Origin of the sequence: Glycomyces sp. MUSA5-2 (assembly GCF_037034145.1) — a bacterium.
GTDB classification, from domain to species: Bacteria; Actinomycetota; Actinomycetes; order Mycobacteriales; family Micromonosporaceae; genus Glycomyces; species Glycomyces artemisiae.
This window is the reverse complement of record NZ_JBAGKG010000002.1, coordinates 696,370-713,565: the sequence shown is the minus strand read 5'-3', so window position 1 is coordinate 713,565 and position 17,196 is coordinate 696,370. Positions and strand designations below refer to the sequence as shown.

15 protein-coding genes are annotated in these 17,196 nt (G+C 69.3%); 7 read left to right on the top strand and 8 right to left on the bottom strand.

The window, feature by feature from the left end; genetic code table 11:
• Positions 1-29: 29 nt before the first annotated feature.
• Positions 30-569: a hypothetical protein gene (locus WA640_RS08935; RefSeq protein WP_335987309.1), complete on the top strand. Its 540-nt coding sequence runs from the start codon at positions 30-32 to the stop codon at positions 567-569.
• Here the strand turns inward: WA640_RS08935 and WA640_RS08930 are convergent.
• The 7 genes from WA640_RS08930 to WA640_RS08900 all read right to left on the bottom strand — a co-directional run bounded on the left by WA640_RS08930 (position 535) and on the right by WA640_RS08900 (position 9,595).
• Positions 535-2,535 carry a beta-galactosidase gene (locus WA640_RS08930; protein WP_335987308.1) on the bottom strand — a complete coding sequence of 667 codons (2,001 nt, stop codon included), beginning with the start codon at positions 2,533-2,535 and terminating at the stop codon, positions 535-537. The two genes, WA640_RS08935 and WA640_RS08930, sit on opposite strands and share 35 nt — an antisense overlap.
• A 42-nt stretch (positions 2,536-2,577) precedes the next feature.
• Complete coding sequence (locus WA640_RS08925) at positions 2,578-3,576, bottom strand: ABC transporter ATP-binding protein (protein WP_335987307.1); 999 nt, start codon at positions 3,574-3,576, stop codon at positions 2,578-2,580.
• Entirely contained in the window at positions 3,573-4,589 is a 1,017-nt protein-coding gene (locus WA640_RS08920) for an ABC transporter ATP-binding protein (protein WP_335987306.1), read from the bottom strand. Before WA640_RS08920 ends, WA640_RS08925 begins: the two co-directional genes overlap by 4 nt.
• A 7-nt stretch (positions 4,590-4,596) precedes the next feature.
• A complete protein-coding gene (locus WA640_RS08915; protein WP_335987305.1) occupies positions 4,597-5,745 on the bottom strand; it encodes an ABC transporter permease in 1,149 nt (382 codons plus the stop codon).
• 7 nt (positions 5,746-5,752) lie between these two features.
• Positions 5,753-6,748, bottom strand: coding sequence for an ABC transporter permease (locus WA640_RS08910; RefSeq protein ID WP_335987304.1), 996 nt, complete (start codon positions 6,746-6,748; stop codon positions 5,753-5,755).
• Between the two features lie 18 nt (positions 6,749-6,766).
• Positions 6,767-8,794, bottom strand: coding sequence for an ABC transporter substrate-binding protein (locus WA640_RS08905; protein WP_335987303.1), 2,028 nt, complete (start codon positions 8,792-8,794; stop codon positions 6,767-6,769).
• 291 nt (positions 8,795-9,085) lie between these two features.
• Positions 9,086-9,595, bottom strand: coding sequence for a hypothetical protein (locus WA640_RS08900; protein ID WP_335987302.1), 510 nt, complete (start codon positions 9,593-9,595; stop codon positions 9,086-9,088).
• 129 nt (positions 9,596-9,724) lie between these two features.
• On the opposite strand from WA640_RS08900, the gene WA640_RS08895 reads away from it, so the two are divergent.
• The gene (locus tag WA640_RS08895) at positions 9,725-10,162 is read left to right on the top strand and encodes a PH domain-containing protein (protein WP_335987301.1); all 438 of its coding nucleotides are present in this window, start codon (positions 9,725-9,727) and stop codon (positions 10,160-10,162) included.
• On the opposite strand, the gene WA640_RS08890 is transcribed toward WA640_RS08895, so the two are convergent.
• A complete protein-coding gene (locus WA640_RS08890; protein ID WP_335987300.1) occupies positions 10,159-11,070 on the bottom strand; it encodes a 2-hydroxyacid dehydrogenase in 912 nt (303 codons plus the stop codon). The two genes, WA640_RS08895 and WA640_RS08890, sit on opposite strands and share 4 nt — an antisense overlap.
• A 128-nt stretch (positions 11,071-11,198) precedes the next feature.
• On the opposite strand from WA640_RS08890, the gene WA640_RS08885 reads away from it, so the two are divergent.
• The 5 genes from WA640_RS08885 to WA640_RS08865 all read left to right on the top strand — a co-directional run bounded on the left by WA640_RS08885 (position 11,199) and on the right by WA640_RS08865 (position 17,164).
• Positions 11,199-12,347, top strand: a complete 1,149-nt coding sequence (locus WA640_RS08885; RefSeq protein WP_335987299.1) for a PQQ-dependent sugar dehydrogenase — start codon at positions 11,199-11,201, stop codon at positions 12,345-12,347.
• A complete protein-coding gene (locus WA640_RS08880) occupies positions 12,348-13,922 on the top strand; it encodes a metallophosphoesterase family protein (RefSeq protein ID WP_335987298.1) in 1,575 nt (524 codons plus the stop codon).
• Between the two features lie 110 nt (positions 13,923-14,032).
• Complete coding sequence (locus WA640_RS08875) at positions 14,033-14,863, top strand: polyphosphate polymerase domain-containing protein (RefSeq protein WP_106364430.1); 831 nt, start codon at positions 14,033-14,035, stop codon at positions 14,861-14,863.
• 19 nt (positions 14,864-14,882) lie between these two features.
• Positions 14,883-15,566 carry a DUF4956 domain-containing protein gene (locus WA640_RS08870; protein WP_106364429.1) on the top strand — a complete coding sequence of 228 codons (684 nt, stop codon included), beginning with the start codon at positions 14,883-14,885 and terminating at the stop codon, positions 15,564-15,566.
• A gap of 2 nt (positions 15,567-15,568) precedes the next feature.
• Positions 15,569-17,164, top strand: coding sequence for a CotH kinase family protein (locus tag WA640_RS08865; protein ID WP_335987297.1), 1,596 nt, complete (start codon positions 15,569-15,571; stop codon positions 17,162-17,164).
• Positions 17,165-17,196: the final 32 nt, after the last annotated feature.

Sequence of the window (17,196 nt, the reverse complement as noted above, 5' to 3'; positions counted from 1 at the left end):
CCCACCCCCGCGACAGAGACGGATGATGCATGATCGCTGTGTACGTCTCGACGTTTGCGAGTGCGTTGGTGTCGGCGTTTTTTCCTGTTACTCCTGTTGAGCCGTATGTGGTCGGGGTGGTGGCGGTGACGGGGTGCTGGCCGGTCGGGGTGGGGTTGACGGCGGCGGCGGGGCAGACCGTGGGGAAGACGGTCATCTTTCTGGGGGCGCGGGGCGTGTTCCGGTCGGAGCGGGTGCGGGAGTGGGTGGGAGCCGCATCCGAGCATCGGAAGCGGAAGCGGGCCGCGCGTGGTGCGCGGCCCGTGTCGGTTGTGCGGGAACGGATGCGGGCGGTCGGAGGGCCGCTTCGGGCCGCTGGGTCCTGGTTGACCAGGTTGTTGGAGCGGCCTGCTCTCACCATTCCCGTGTTGTTCGTCAGTGCGTTCTTGGGGTTGCCGCCGCTGTTGGCCACCAGCATTTATATTGCCGGGACGCGGGTTCGGACTCCTGTGTTCGTCGCCGTCTGCTTTGTCGGGCGGTCGGCCCGGTTCATCGTCATTGCGTATGCGCCGCAGCTTGTGCTCGGATGACCGCTGTCTCACCGGGAGCCAGTTGGCCGCTTTCCGTCCAGTCCTTGCCTGTCAGCAGGTTGTGGCCGGAAGCCTGGACGAGTTGTGGGGTGCCGGTGTGGTTGATTGCGAAGAGGTAGGTCCTGCCGTCTTCATGGCGGCGACGGACGAGTTCCAGGCCCTCTGGGGTGTCGGAGAAGAGGCTGAGGCGGTTGAAGAGCGGGTTGAGGTCGACGGGTCGGGTTGAGAGGTACCAGACGTCGCCTCGGCCGAGTCGGCGGTGGAAGATCGCGCCGGTCTCCGGGTAGTCCTTGAAGCTGGCGACGATTTCGGCGTCGATCGGGTGGGCCGCTTCGGTCCAGGTCTGGCCTTCGGTGCCGTCGTCGAGTCGGGCGCGTTCGCCTTCGGGGAGGGGGATGAACTCTTCGACGCGTACGCCGATCAGGTCGCGGATCGCTCCGGGGAGGCCGGGGTGGACGTGGTCGTTGCGGTCGACCACTCCGGAGTAGGGGCCCACTACCAGCGTTCCTCCGTTCTCGACATAGGCGCACAGGTTCGCGTCCGAGTCGAGGAGGTACAGGTGCGGGGCGAAGACGTACTCGTAGCCGGAGAGGTCCCAGGCGGGGTTGGCGAGGTCGGTGGTGATGCCGCGGCGCCAGAGGGCGGCGTGCCAGCGGCGGAGTTCGGGGTACGTCGCCATGTCGGAGGAGGGCTGGCCCGGGGTCTTTGCGGCCCAGGAGGATTCGAAGTCCAGGAGGATCGCGGCGCGGGAGACGACCGTGGAGCCCTTGATCTCTGCCAGGCGCTTGAGCTGCGCGCCGAACTCCTTCACTTCGCGGAAGACCTTCGAGTCCTCGCCGCCGTGCGGGAGCATCGCGGCGTGGTAGCGCTCGGCGCCGTATCGGGAAGCGCGCCATTGGAAGTACATGGCGCCCTCGGAGCCGCGGGCGACGTAGGAGAGGGAGTGGCGGAGCTGGTCGCCGGGGCGCTTGGCGAAGTAGCCGCGGCGCCAGGCGCTGGAGTTGGTCGACTGCTCCATGAGGAGCCAGGGGGAGCCGGCGGCGAGGCCGCGGGAGGCGTCGGCGCCGAAGGCCACCTGGGCGGGCCATTCGATGTCGGAGTCGTGCGGGGGGATGAGGTAGTGGTCGGTGGCGACGAGGCGGTTCGGGCCCGTGACGTGGTCGCCCCAGCGGTGGTAGTCGAGGCCGGAGAAGTCGCCGGTGACCATGAGGTTGGTGGTGATCGGCTTGTCGGGGCTGAACCCGGCGATGGCGTCGGCCTCGGAGCGGAAGAGGCGCAGGAGCGCGTCGGAGCTGAAGCGCTGCCAGTCGAGGAGGAGGCCCGGGTTGGGGGTCTCGGCGCAGATGCGGGGCGGGAGGACCTGGGACCAGTCGGTGTAGGTCTGGGACCAGAACGTGGTGCCCCACGCGTCGTTGAGGCCCGAGAGGGAGCCGTGGCGGTCCTGGAGCCAGGCGCGGAAGGCGTCGGCGGCGGCGTCGCAGAAGCAGGAGCGGTAGTACTCGTTGCCGACGTGCCACATGGCGAGCGCCGGGTGGCCCGCGTAGCGCTCGGCGAGGCGGGACGCCATCTCGACCACCTTGGCCTGGAAGGCGGGCGCGTGCGGGCAGTACTCGGCGCGGGCGCCGGCGTTCAGGCGGACGCCTTCGGCGTTGACCGGGAGGGTCTCGGGGTGGAGCTGGGAGAACCACGGAGGCGGGGACGCCGTGGAGGTGGCGAGGTCGGCCTTGATGCCTGCTGACGCGAGGAGGTCCATGATCGCGTCGAGCTGCTCGAAGTCCCAGGTGTCGGGCCCTGGATGCACACTGGCCCAGGCGAAGATGTTGACGCTGACGATGTTGACGCCGGCCTCGCGCATGAGCCGGACGTCCTCGTCCCAGACCTCGCGCGGCCACTGCTCGGGGTTGTAGTCGCCCCCGTAGGCGAGGCCCTCGACCGTGGGGATGATGTCGGAGTTCGGGTGTGCCACTACCGGCCCTTCAAGATCGTTGGCAAGCGTATTCAGACGTACTCAGGATTGTGTCGCGACGATGCCCTGGAGGTCAAGCTCCTCGCGGCGCACGCAGCGGACGCCGTCCTCTAGCGGGATCGCGCCCGTGTCGCAGCGGCCCTCGACGGCGTGGCGGCAGCGGCGCGCGAAGGCGCAGCCCGGGGGCGGGTTCGACGGGTCGGGGAGCTCGTCGGGCAGGAGGATGCGCCCGCCGCGGCCCTTCAGGGACGGGTCGGGGATCGGGACTGCCGACATGAGCGCCTCGGTGTACGGGTGCTGCGGGCGCTCGTAGAGGTCCGCAGTGGACGCGAGCTCGACGATGCGCCCGAAGTACATGACCGCGACCCGGTCGGCGAGGTTCTCGACCACGGAGAGGTCGTGCGAGATGAACAGGTACGTCAGGCCGAGTTCGGATTGCAGCTCCCGCAGGAGGTTGAGGATCTGGGCCCTCACGGAGACGTCCAATGCGGACACCGGTTCATCGGCTACCACCAGGCGCGGGTTCACGATCAGCGCCCTCGCGATGTTCACGCGCTGGCGCTGCCCGCCCGAGAACGCGTGCGGGTACCGGTCCATGTAGTCCGGGCTCAGGCCCACGCGCCGCATCATCTCGGCCACGCGGTCCTCCAGCTCCGAGCCGCGGGCCTCGCCCGTGGCGACGAGCGGGTCGCCGATGATCTGGCGCAGCGTGAACCGCGGGTTCAGCGACGAGAACGGGTCCTGGAAGACCATCCGGATCTGGCGCCGGTAGCGGGCCCGGTCGCGGTCGCGCATCGCCGTGAGGTCCTTGCCCTCGAACAGGACCGAGCCGCTCGTGGCCTTCTGCGCGCCGACGATCGTGCGCCCCAGCGTGGTCTTGCCGCAGCCGGACTCCCCCACCAGCGCGAGGGTCTCCCCCGGCACCAGCGCGAGGTCGACGCCGGAGACGGCGTGGTTCTCCACCGTGGTGCGCCCGAGGAGGTTGCGGCGCACGGGGAATCGGACGTGGAGGTCGCGGACCTCCAGGAGCGGGTCGGTCATGCCTTGGCCCCTTCCGTGTCGTAGAGGACGCATTCGGCGGTCCGGCCGCCGCCGAAGTCCACTTCGGTCGGTGCGTCGATGTCGCATTTCCCGGCGACGGCCTCGGCGCAGCGGGGGTGGAACGAGCAGCCGGACGGGCGGTGCAGCGGGTTGGGGACAGTGCCGGGGATGGTCGGCAGGTCGCGTCCGCGGTCGCGGCCGAGGACCGGGACGGAAGCCAGGAGCGCCTTCGTGTACGGGTGCTTGGGATCGGCGAAGAGCTCGTCCACGGGCGCGCGCTCGACCACGCGGCCGAGGTACATGACGGCGACCTCGTCGGCGAGCTCGGCGACCACGCCGAGGTCGTGGGTGATGAACATGACCGCCATATGGTGCTCGGCCTGGAGGTCGCGGAGCAGGTCGAGGATGCGCGCCTGGGTCGTCACGTCGAGGGCCGTGGTCGGCTCGTCGGCGATGAGCAGGGACGGGTTGGCGCACAGGGCGATCGCGATCATGGCGCGCTGGCACATGCCGCCGGAGAGCTGGAACGGGTAGGCGTCGATGCGGCGCTTCGGGTCGGGGATGCCGACCGCGTCGAGCAGCTCGACGGCCCTGGCGCGGGCGGCCTTCTTGTCGAGTCCGGTGTGGATTCTGAGGGTCTCGATGAGTTGGGCGCCGATGGTGCGCAGGGGCAGCAGGGACGCGGCGGGCTCCTGGAAGATCATGCCGATGTCGCCGCCGCGCAGGCGCTGGAGGCGCTTGTCGCGCGGGTCGAGCGAGAGGATGTCGAACGGCTCGCCGTCCCCGTGCCACGTGATGCTCCCGGCGTCGATCGAGCCGGAGTCCTCGACGAGGCGCAGGATCGACCGGGCCGTGACGGACTTGCCGCAGCCGGATTCGCCGACCACGCACAGGGTCCGGCCCGCGTGGACTTCGAGGTCGACGCCGTCGACGGCGCGGACCTTCCCGTCGAACGTGTCGAAGCTGGTGCGCAGCCCCGAGATCTCAAGCAGCGGTTTCAAGGTCTGCTCCATTGCTCACCTAGTGCTTGTAGGGGTCGGCGGCGTCGCGCAGGCCGTCGCCGACGAAGTTGAACGCGAGGACCACCAGGACGACGCACAGGCCCGGGATGAGCAGCCACGGCGCTCCAGAGAGGACGCTCCACTTGCTCGCATCCTGGAGCTGCACGCCCCACGAGACCGCGGGCGGGCGCAGGCCCATGCCGAGCCACGACAGGGCGGTCTCGGCGAGGATCATGCCCGGGATCGACAGGCTCAGTGCCGCGATGACGTGCGAGGAGAACGAGGGCAGCATGTGCCGGAACATGACCCGCGCGTGGCTGGAGCCGTCGAGGCGCGCCGAGGTCACGAACTCCTCGGACCGCAGCGCCAGGAACCGGCCGCGCACTTCTCTCGCCAGGCCCGTCCACGCGACGAGCGCGAGGATCGTCGTGATGATGAAGTACCTGCCCACCGGGCCCATCGTGGCCGGGAGCGCGGCGGCGAGGCCGAGCCACAGGGGGATCGACGGGACCGACATGATGAGCTCGATGAGGCGCTGCACCACGTTGTCGATCCAGCCGCCGAAGTAGCCGGAGACCGCGCCGAGGACGATGCCGAGGAGGAACGCCAGCAGCACGCCGATGATGCCGACCGAGGCCGAGACGCGGGTGGCGTACACGAGCTGGCTCAGCAGGTCCTGGCCGTCGGTGGTGGTCCCGAACAGGTACATCGGGTCGTCGATGTCCTTGGGGCCGATCAGGTGCCGGTCCATCGGGATGAGGCCGAAGAGCTCGTACTCCTCGCCCTTGACGAAGAGGCCGACGTCGACCCGGTCGTCCGGGTTGGCCTCGTAGGTGATCCGCAGGGACCGGGGGTCCTGTTCGGACGTGTAGCCGTCGACGTGGAGGCCGAGGCGGAACCCGTCCGGCCCGTCGGTGTCCCAGAGCTTGAGGACCTGCGGCGGCGCCGTCGTGTACTCCGAGTCGCGGTGGCGGTCGCTGAAGGGGGCCACGAACTCGCACAGCGCGATGACGACGAGCATCGCGGCGAGCAGCCACGCCGAGACGAGCGCGAGCCGGTGCTTCTTGAAGGCCCACCACACCAGCTGGCGCTGCGAGGCGCGGGTCCGCTGGACCTCGCTCGGGCTGGGGGTCATCCCGTCGGGGGCGTCCGATTCTTTGAGCGTCATCGGGGCGTCACCTCTGGTGTCCGAGTCGGATGCGGGGGTCGAGCCAGCCGAGCAGCAGGTCCGAGATCAGCGTGCCGATGACGGTGACGACGCTGAGGACCATGATGATCGACCCGGCCAGGTACATGTCCTGGGACTTCAAGGAGCCCAGGAGGATCGGCCCCAGCGTCGGCAGGCTCAGGATCTGGCCGACGACGATGTCGCCGACCAGCAGCAGCGGCAGGATCCACCCGATCGTCGAGACGAACGGGTTGAGCGCCACGCGCAGCGGGTAGCGGCGCAGCAGCGGACCCTCGGGGACCCCGCGGGCCCGCGCGGCCGTCACGTACGGGCGGCGCAGCTCGTCGAGCAGGTTGTTGCGGATGATCCGCACCAGCCCCGCGACGCCGCCCGTGCCGATGACGATCATCGGGATCCACAAGTGGCCCAAGAGGTCCAGGAGCTTCCCGAGGTTCCACGACGCGTCGCACCACTCCGGCGAGCACAGTCCCGAGGGGACCGATCCGAACCAGGTCACGCTGAAGTAGATGAACACCAGCGCGATCAGGAAGTTCGGGGTGGCGAGGCCGAGGAAGCCCACGGTCGTCGCGGCGTAGTCGCCGACCGAGTGCTGCTTGACCGCCGAGTACACGCCGATCGGGAACGCCAGCGCCCACGTCACCAGCAGCGTGATGAGCGAGACCGCGATGGTCCAGCCCAGGCGCGGCGCGATGACCTGCGCGACGGGCTTCTCGTGCTCGAACGACATGCCGAGGTCGCCGTGCAGGACGATCTGCGTGAACCAGTGCCAGTACTGCTGGAGCAGGTTCCCGTCGAGGCCGTACCTGACGCGCAGGTTCTCGATGTCCTGCACCGTCAGGCCCTGCCCCTGCGCCGCGTAGCGGGACTGGAGCGCGGTCACGTAGTCGCCGGGCGGCAGGTTGATGATCACGAAGACCACCAGCGAGATCGCCAGCAGCGTCGCCGCCATGTAGAGCGCGCGGCGACCCAGGTATCGAAGCACGGTTGTCCCTCTGCCTGACTAGTTCTCGTCGATGTACCACTGCTCGGGCGCGGCCGGGCCGGGCGTCCCGTACGTGGGGTTCTCGGGCATGGCGCCGCCGGTGTTCTTGAGCCGGTTGGCGACCACGGCCCAGGCGCCCTGGCCGCGGACCGTGCCGATGGCGAGGAACTCCTCCTTGGCGATGGCGAGGATCTGCTTGAAGATCTCGTCGCGGGCGGCCTCGTCGGGCTCGGCCTTGAACTGGTCGTAGAGGTCCCACTGCTCGGTGATGAACGCGGGCGGCTCCTCCACGAGCGGGTCCTGCGTGGCGCCGCTGGTGTACAGCTCGGACCACTGGCGGCCGAAGAACGCGCCGCCGCCGGGACCGGCGGCCATGTACCAGTAGACGGAGGTGGTCTCGTCGATGTTGCCGCCGTCGCCGGTCCACACGGTCAGGTCGAAGTCGCTCTCGTTGACGAGGACCTGCCAGTTCTCGCGGGGCTGGCTGCCGATGTGGAGCTGCACGCCGACCTCGGCCCAGGTGTCGACGATCATGTCGAGCGCGTTGATCCAGATGGTGCCCAGGAGCGCGTCGTCGGCGACCGCGGCGGTGAATTCGAGGCGGGTGCCGTCGGCGGCGGTGCGCACGCCGTCGGCGCCGAGCGCGTACCCGGCGTCGTCGAGGATCTGGTTGGCGGTGTCGGGGTCGTATTCGAGGTACTGGGTGTCGAAGGCCTCGTCGTAGAAGCGGGACTCGGGCCGGGGGGCGGCCTGGGCGGGCTCGCCGACGCGGTTCCAGAGGACGTCGATGAGCTCCTGGCGGTTGATCGCGTGGGACATGGCGATGCGGAACTGCTTGTCCTTGAAGATCGCGCGCAGCGCCGGGTTCTGGTGGTTCATGTTGAACGCGAGGTTCATGTCGCTGGAGTAGGTCGATTCGAGGTCGACGACGGTGTAGTCGCCGTTGCCCTCGTTGTCGACGGCGTCGGCGCGGTGGGCGTTGTCGTTGAAGTGGCGCGAGTGGAAGTCGTAGTCGCCGTTGATCGCGTGGGCGAACATGGTCTCGACGTCGGCGATGATGTTGTAGCGGACCTCGTCGAGGTACGGCAGCTGGCTGCCCTCCTCGTCCACCTTCCAGTAGTAGGGGTTGCGCTCGAAGAGGGCGTAGTCGGCGTCGGAGATCGGCTTCTTGCAGATCCACGGGAGGAGGGTGGGGAGGTCGGGGTTCTCCCACATGAAGTTCCAGAGGTTGCCCTTGGAGGTGAAGCGGGCGACCCAGCCGTCGAAGCCCTCGTCGATCGCCTCCTGGTCGGCGTTCGGGTTGAAGTCGAGGTGGAACTGCTCCAGGTAGTGGCGGGGGTACATGGTGAAGCGCTGGCCGGAGGTGCCGGCGGCCATGTCGTCGCGGAAGAGGGGCTTGGGCGAGTTGAACCTGACGATGAAGGTGTAGTCGTCGACGATCTCCAGTTCGGCGGGGGTGCCGTCGATGGAGGCGAGTTCGCTCGGGAAGCCTTGGGTGAGTTCGGGGTTGGAGGCGACGTTGACGAAGGCGAACTCGACGTCGGCGGTGGTGAGCGGCTCGCCGTCGGACCACTTGACGCCTTCGCGGAGGACGATCGTGAACTCGGTGGCGTCGGCGTTCGGTTCGAGGCTCACGGCGATGTTGGGGCGGATCTCGGTCCAGTCGCGGGAGCGTTCGAGGAGGTGGCCGTCGTTGATGGTGCGCCACAGCCAGGGGCCGTCGGCGGCGCCGGTGACGGCGGTGGTCCAGGTGCCGCCGTAGGCGCCGGAGGATTCGGCGGGGGTGATGACGAGGGGCTCCTTGGGGAGGCGCTCCTCGACGGGCGGGAGGTCGCCCGCCTCTACTCGCTCGGCGAGCATGGGGGCTTCGGGGCCTTTGTCGCCGCCGCCTTCGGCGGAGTCGTTCTCGGTGGAGAAGAAGCTGCATCCGGCGGCGGAGGCGGTGATCGCGGCGCCGCTCGCGAGGACGAGGCTGCGGCGGGTGAGAGCGGGGTGCCACTGGAGGGCGGACCGCTGGGAGGGGTTGCGGGGCTGCTGAGTGCTCATCGTCGAGCGCTCCTTCCGTGGTCGCGCAGTGCACATGAAGGGGTCCGCCGGAGCCCTGCACGACTCCGCGGCGTACCGAAACTGTTGGGGGATTTCCGGAACAGATTCGAAAACTTTCGGTAATAGGCGTGAGCGTACGGCACCGCCAAAACAGCGTCAAGGCTGGTAAGTCGCCGCAAAGGTCACGATCGAGTCACGATTGGCAATCGCATTCCGTATCGGTGGCACTGAACAGTTTCGGAAGTTTCAGGATTCGGCTCACGCTTGCCGCCAGTGACGAGGATCGATGCCCTATTCGGCGCGGCGCGGCGGCAGGCCCCGCCGGTACCCCTCCCAGAGGGAGCGCATGACGAAGATCTTCTCGTCGAGCTCGTCGTCGGCCGAGAGCGCGCGGCCGGAGTAGGGGGCCTGGAGGCGCCAGGGCCGCTGCGACGGGTCGCTGACGTAGACGACCGGGACGGTGCGCCCGGCGCGGCGCTCGGCGCGGATGTCCGCGACCTCGGTCCACGCGGCGTAGCGTTCGGACTTCGCCTGCGGGCCTTGGGATTCGAGCGGGTGGATGCCGCGCTCGTCGAGGATCACGCCGTGGCGGCGGGCCCCGGCGTACGCGACCGCGAGGGCCACCGCGGCCGCGACGAGCACGAGGCCGCCGAGGGTGAGGTGGGACCAGTGGCCCGCGGCGAGCATGTACCCGACGGCGGGCACGAGCGCGACCAGCGCGGAGACGCCGCCGAGGAAGAGGGCGCGGCCGATGACCTGTCGCGTCGTCGGACGGAATGTGATCTTGACGGCCACACTCACCCCCACCAGGCTCGTTCCGCTGCCGATGACCTGATCGTGCCACGCGCGGCGCGCACGTCAAGCGACAATCGGACAGAAACCGGACCGGCACTGTGCGGGCCCCGCGCCCGCGTGTGTCAATCTGGACGCATGACGTCCGCAGACTCTCCGCTCCCGACCCGCCGCCTGCGCGTCCGCCGCTCCGCGGCGATCACCGGCGCGGCCTTCGTCGCATGGCTGACCGTGGCCCCGCTGTCCCTGTCGCTCATCGTGGAGCGGCCGCTGTGGAGCCCGGTCTCGGTCGTCCTCGGCGTCGTCCTCCTCTTCGTGCCCCTCGGGATCTCCATGTGGGCGTGGCGCTCCGGCGTCGACGTCACCACCGACGGCATCGCGGTGCGCGGCATGTTCTCCACCCGCGAGATCCCCTGGCAGCAGATCGACGGCTTCGCCACCGGCAACGAGGGCGTCCAGGCCATACTCGCGGACCAGTCCCAGGTCAAACTCGACCCCCTCCGCCCCGAGAACCTCCCCCAGGTCCTGGAGATCGGCGGCCAGGAACTGCGCACCGACGCGCCGGACGAGCGCTAGTAGCCGTCCGAGACGACGTTCTCCAAAGGCTCGCCCGCTGCGAAGCGGCGGAGTTGGGGGCCGATCGGGGCGTAGGCGCGGTCGAGGGTGCCGTCGACTGAAGCGCCCGCGTGCGGAGTGATGAGGGCGCCGTCGAGGTCCCAGAGGGGGTGGCCCGGCGGGAGGGGCTCGGGGTCGACGACGTCGACCGCGCAGCGGAGGCGGCCGGAGGCGACTTCGGCGACGAGGGCGTCGGTGTCGACGATCGGGCCGCGGGCGGCGTTCACGAGGAGGGCGCCGTCCTTCATGCGGGACAGGAACTTCGCGTCCACGAGGCCGCGGGTGGCGTCGGTGAGCGGGAGGATCAGGATGACGATGTCGAACTCCGGCAGGAGCGTGTCGATCGCGGCGATGGGGTGGACGCCGGGGCGCTCGCGCCGGGCGACCTTCTCGACCTCGACGCCGAGCGCGGTGAGCACATCGGCGACCTTCTCGCCGATGTCGCCGGCGCCGACGATCAAGGCGCGCTTACCGACCGCGGTCGTGGTCCACTCAACGCGCCATTCGTGGCGGGCCTGCTGGCGGGCGAACAGGTCGAAGCCCCGCATCGAGGCGATGACCGCGCCGACGGTCCATTCGGCGGTGACCCCGGTGTGGACGCCGCGCGCGTCGCACAGGGTCACACCGGGCGGGACGACCGGGACCCAGACCTCGGCGCCGGCGCTGAGCAGCTGGATCGCCTTCAGGGACGTCATGTCCCGCAAGGGGGTCGTGACCTTCGACTGGGCGAGGAACGGCGGGACCCAGAACTCGACCGTCGCGGGGTCGGAGGGGTAGTCGGATCTCCCGTCGTAGACCTCGACGTCGACGTCCGCGGGGAGTTCGCCCAGGAGGGCGCGGCCTGCTTCGTGGGCGATCCAGACTTTCACAGGTCCCAAGCCTAGTCGGAGCAATCGCTTGCGCGAGGCGAGGCATAGAACGGCCCCCGTCTGGGGACCCCCGGGCGGTGATTCGCGGGGAACGAGTGCTGTCGTGGACTGCCTATAAGGTTGTCGCCATGCGCAGGTTGCTCTCGGCCGCGGCGGCTGCCGCCGCCGCATTCACGCTCGCCTCGTGCTCCTTCGGCGAGCCGCCCGAGCCCGAGACCGGCGAGCCCCCGAACCTGCCGACCCCGTCGGGCGCGCCCGAGAGCCCGGCCACGTTCATGGACGTCGTCGCCGAGGGCCTCGACGTCCCCTGGGGCCTCGACTTCCTCCCCGACGGCACCGCGATCGTCGGCGAGCGCACCGGGCGGCTCCTCCAGATCCCGATCGCCGCCGACGGCACCGCGGGCGAGCCCGCCGAACTGCGCACCGTCGACGTCGACGACACCGGCGAAGGCGGCCTCCTCGGCATCGCCGTCTCCCCCAATTACGACGACGACCACGCCGTGTACGTCTACTACACGAGCGGCGACGACAACCGGATCGTCCGCGTCGACCCCACCAGCGACGCCGCGCCCGAGCCGGTCCTCACCGGCATCCCCTCCTCAGACCACCACAACGGCGGCGCCCTCGAATTCGGCCCCGACGGGTTCCTCTACGCGGCCACCGGCGACGCCGGGGACGACGCCGCCGCGCAGGACCCGGACTCGTTGGGCGGCAAGATCCTCCGCATCACCACCGACGGAGCGCCCGCCGACGGCAACCCCGACCCGGCGTCCCCGGTCTACTCCCTCGGCCACCGCAACATCGAAGGCCTCGCCTGGAACGCCGCGGGCGAGCTGTACGCCACCGAGTTCGGCCAGGACATCGCCGACGAGGTCAACCGCATCGAGCCCGGCGCCAACTACGGCTGGCCGTACTACGAGGGCCCCGGCGGCGACCCGAAGTACACCGACCCGGTCCTGACCTGGGAGCCCTTCGAGGGCTCCTGCGCCGGGGCCGTGTTCCTGGAGGACTCGCTCGTCACCGCGTGCCTGCGCGGCCAGCGCCTGTGGATCGCCCAGTTCGACTCGTCGGGCGCGGTCGCGGGCGAGCCGCAAGCGGCCGTCGTCAGCGAGTTCGGTCGACTACGATCGGTCGCCATGGGCCCCGACGGGATGCTGTGGGTGACCACCTCGAACCGCGACGGCCGCTGCGTCGAGGAGCGGGGCTGCACCGCGAACGAGGCCGACGACCGCATCATCCGCTTCTCCACCAGCTACGCCGCACAAGGAAGGGTCTAGATGAACGACCGGTCCCCCGCCCTGCGCCGCCTCCGAGACACCGCGCGCCGTGCTGCACGGCGCGGGAGATCCGTGTGGCGCAAGGCGGCCGCGGGCTGGTCGAGGTTCAAGGACGCCCCGGCGACGCGGCGCGGCGCCGTCGTCGCGGCGGTGCTGCTGCTCGGGGTCGGGTCCGCCGCGGCGGGCCTGGCGCTGGTGGGCGGCACGAAGGCCGACATCGGGCCGTTCGACACGACCGTGTCGATCCACCCCGACGTCAGCGGCGAGACGAAGGTGAACATCCCGCCGCTGGGCGACATCATCTTCGACAGCCACGACGGGCCGATCGGCCTGGACCTGTCGCTCGACTCGATCGACCCGGTCGAGGCGCAGTACATCATGAACTCCCCCGACGGGTTCACGACCGCGTCGCAGAACCTGGCCTCGGACGTCACCGACGCGGTGATCCGCGTGGCCGTGGAGGCGTTCGCGATCGTGACGCTGTGCGGGCTGCTGGTCGGCGCGCTCGCGTTCCGGAACATGCGGCGCGCGCTGCTCACCGGGGTCACCTCGCTGACGGTGACCGTGGCGCTCGTGGGGTGGGCGGCGGCGACGCTGCGCGCGGAGGCGGTCTCGCAGCCGCGGTACGAGGGCCTGCTCACCTACGCGCCCAGCGTGGTCGGCAGCGCCGAGAACATCGCGGAGAACTACGAGGAGTACGTCGGGGACCTCCAGCAGATCGTCACGAACATCTCCGGGTTCTACACGCTGGCGATGGACATGCCGCAGGTCGGCATCGAGGACGACTCGATCCGCATCCTGCACGTCTCGGACCTGCACTTGAACCCGAACGCGTGGCACCTGATGGAGACCGTGGTCGGGCAGTTCGACATCGACGCGGTCGCCGACACCGGGGACATGAACGACTGGGGCTCCGAGCAGGAGGCCGACATCTTCTCGCGCGGCGTGGAGCAGATCGACGCGCCGTACGTGTTCGTGAAGGGCAACCACGACTCGGCGACGACGGTGGCGGCGCTCGCGGCGTACGACAACGTGGTGATCCTCGACGGCGAGGTGCGGGAGATCGCGGGGCTCCGGTTCGCGGGGGTCGCGGACCCGCAGTTCACGCCCGACAAGGGGAACCTGCCCGACAAGGCGTACGTGCAGCAGATGCTCACCGAGTCCGGGGAGCGGTTGGCGGCCTCGATCGAGGAGGCGGGCGGCGCCGACGTGGCGATGGTCCACGAGCCGCCGATGGCCGAGCCGCTGGCCGGGGTGGTGCCGCTGGTGCTGGCCGGGCACATGCACGAGCGGTCGGTGTCGGACCTCGGCGAGGGCACGTCGCTCATGGTCGAGGGGTCCACGGGCGCGGGCGGTCTGCGGCACTTCACGTCGTCGGCGACGGGGAAGATGGAGATGGACATCCTGTACTTCGACCCGGACACGAAGGCGCTCACCGCGTACGACTCGATCTCGGTCGGCGCCGGGGACACCACGGACGTGACGCTGGACCGGACGGTGATCCCCACCGACGAGCAGGTCAACGAGGGCGAGATCCAGAACGGCGCGGAGTCGACTGCGCCGCAGGAAGATTAGTGTTTTCTGTTCATGTTCCGTCGACCTTGAGCTGTTCTTGAGTTAACCCAGAGTTCAATTCCAGTTTGCGCGGTTTGACTCATTGCGTTCCCGAATGACAAGGAGCGCCAATGACCGGACCCGACGCCGGACACCTGCGCCGCACTGCCAGCGCGCTGCACTCGTTCAACCGCTTCGAGATCAAGTACCTGCTGTCGTACGACGAGGTGCCGCGGCTCCGCGAGGAGCTGGCCGCCCGCATGGAGGCCGACCCGTTCACCGTGCGCGGCGGCTACCCGGTCGCGAGCCTGTACTACGACTCCGCTTCGCTGCGGTACTACTGGGAGAAGATCGAGGGCCTGCGGTTCCGCCGCAAGGTCCGGGTTCGTGCGTACGGCGAGCGGCACGAACTGACCGACGAGACGCCGGTCTACATCGAGATCAAGCAGCGGGTCAACCGGGTCACGCAGAAGCGGCGCGTGAAGGTGCCGTACCTGCTGGCGCGCAAGCTGTGCGACGAGGCGGTCCTCATCGACCACCTGCCTGAGCAGCGGCCGTTCCTCGAAGAGGTCATGGGCCTGGTCGAGGGGCACGGACTGCGGCCCACCGCGATCACGGCGTACAGCCGCGAGGCGTACCTCGGCTCCGACGCCGACCTGGGGCTGCGCGTGACGATCGACCACCGGGTGCGGGGGCGCGACCGCGACTTCCACCTGGGCGCCGAGGTCGAGAACCGGCTCATCATCCCGCCGCACAAGGCGATCGTGGAGGTCAAGGCCAACGAGCGGGTCCCGTACTGGGTCACCGACATGGCCGCGCGCCTCGGGATGTCCGTCGTGCGGATCTCCAAGTACTGCCAGAGCATCGAGGCGCACGGCATGGCCCCGCGCTCGGTCTTCCACGTCCCCACCGAGGACGACTACTCGGTCCATTCCAAGAACGAAGCCTCGGCTTCCGTCTAGCCCGAACCAGAAAGCGACCATGGACTTCCTTACCGGTTTCAACGACCTCTCGGCAGAGTTCAGCGTGGCGGACATCGCCATCTCGCTGACGCTCTCCTTCATCCTGAGCTGCGTGATCGGGCTCGTCTACCGGTGGACGCACCGGAACGTCTCGTACAGCCAGTCGTACGTGCAGACCCTCATCGTCATGGGGATGATCATCGCGGTGATCATGCTGATCGTCGGCTCGAACGTGGCGCGGGCCTTCGCGCTCGTCGGCGCGCTGTCGATCATCAGATTCCGCAACGCGCTCAAGGAGACCCGCGACGTCGGGTACATCTTCCTGGTGATGGGCGTGGGCATGGCCTGCGGCACCAGGTTCTACCTGCTCGCGATCATCGCGACGGTCGTGGTGTGCCTGGTGCTGGTGCTCATGTACCGGTTCAACTGGTTCGCGCACAACGTGCAGCGCCAGGTCGTCAAGGTCCACGTGCCGACCGACGAGGACTACGCCGACCGCATCGACGACGTGCTCATCCGCAACACCGACGAGTACGAGCAGGTCAGTATCGAGACGATCCGCGGCGGCGCCTTGCTGGAGTACACGTACACGGTGCGCCTGAAGAAGGCCAAGAACGCCGCGGGGCTCCTCGGCGAGCTGCGCGAGGTGACCTCGGGCCAGCAGGTGACCGTCCTGACCGGTTACGACCAGACGGACCTGTAGCCGTGGCCGGCAGGAAGCTGCGCCACCGGATCCCGGTGAGCCTCAGGCACTACTGGAAGCTCATCGCGGGCTCGGTCGGGCTGATCGCGGTGCTCACGCTGGTGGTGGGGACCGTGCGCGCGACGGCCCTGGTGTACTCCGACGCCAACGAGGGCTTCGTGGTCACCAACGACATCCAGGGCACCGTGGACCTGTTCGACACTTCGGTGGCGCACGAGATCAGCCTGTCGTACAGCGACGCGGACTACGACGACATGATCGAGACCTTCCAGGACTCCGGCGAGAAGGAGTGGATCAAGGCCGACATCACCATCGACGGCGTCACCATCTCCGACGTGGGGATTCGTTTGAAGGGCAACTCGACGCTGTCGGCGCTCGGCGGCGGGATGTCGATGGGCGGCGGCGAGGACGGCGGGGGCTTCCCCGGCGGCGGCGAGATGCCCGAGGGGATGGAGCTGCCGGAGGGCATGGAGATGCCTGAAGGCATGGAGATGCCCGGCGGCGGCGAAGGCGGCGCCGGGGGCATGGGAGGCATGGGGGGGTCGACGCTGAGCTTCGACGACCCCGAGGGCCTGCCGTGGCTGGTGGACTTCTCCGAGTACGTCGACGGGCAGGTGTACCAGGGCAACCGGCAGATCACCCTGCGCGTCGACTCCTCGATGGGCGGCGCCGGCACCGAAGGCACCTCGCTGAACGAGGCCGTCGCGCTGGAGCTGCTGGAGGAGAGCGGCCAGTCCTCCTACGACTGGACCTACTCGACGGTGTCGGTCAACGGCGGCGAGGCGGTCACCCGCCGGGTCGTGGACGTCATGGACGTGACCTGGGCCGACGACACCTACGGGGAGAGCTCCGGGGTGCTGTACAAGGCGCTGGCGTCCGGGTCGTTCGAGTACCAAGGCGACGACCCGAACGAATACGACGACGACTTCAAGCAGCTGAGCATGGAGGGGTCGGCGGACGTGCAGCCGATCGTGGACTTCCTGGAGTGGCTGAGCGAGGCCGACGACGAGACGTTCGACGCCGAACTGGGCGACTGGGTCGATGTGGACTCGTTCGCGCAGTACACGGCCTTCCAGAACCTCATCAGCAACGGCGACGACATGGCGGGCCCGGGGCGGAACTTCTACCTCTGGTACGACTACGACACGGGCCTCATCTCCATCCTGACCTGGGACCTGGACCTGACGCTCCAGAGCGCCGACCTCGCGCCCGACGACACCGCGTCGATCGGCGGCGGTGGCGGCATGGGCGACTTCGGCGGCGAGCTGCCCGAGGGCATGGAGCTCCCGGAGGGCATGGAGATGCCCGAAGGCGGCGGGATGCCCGAGGGCGGTGAGGACGGCGGCTTCGCGGGCGGCATGGGCGGCAACGAGTTGAAGGAGCGGTTCCTCGCGTCGGAGGCGTTCCAGGACGAGTACGACGCCGCGTATCAGGAGATGTACGACGCGCTGTACGCCTCGGGAGCGGCGCTGGAGGCGGTCGAGACCGCGCAGGCGGCTGCCGAGCTGAGCGGCGGCGACGCGGCCGCTTCGGCGGAGTCGCTGACGTCGATCGTCCAGCAGCGCACGGACTTCCTCGCGGAAGCACTGGCGCAGTAGAACTGGGAAAGCCCCCGGTGCGGCACGGCACC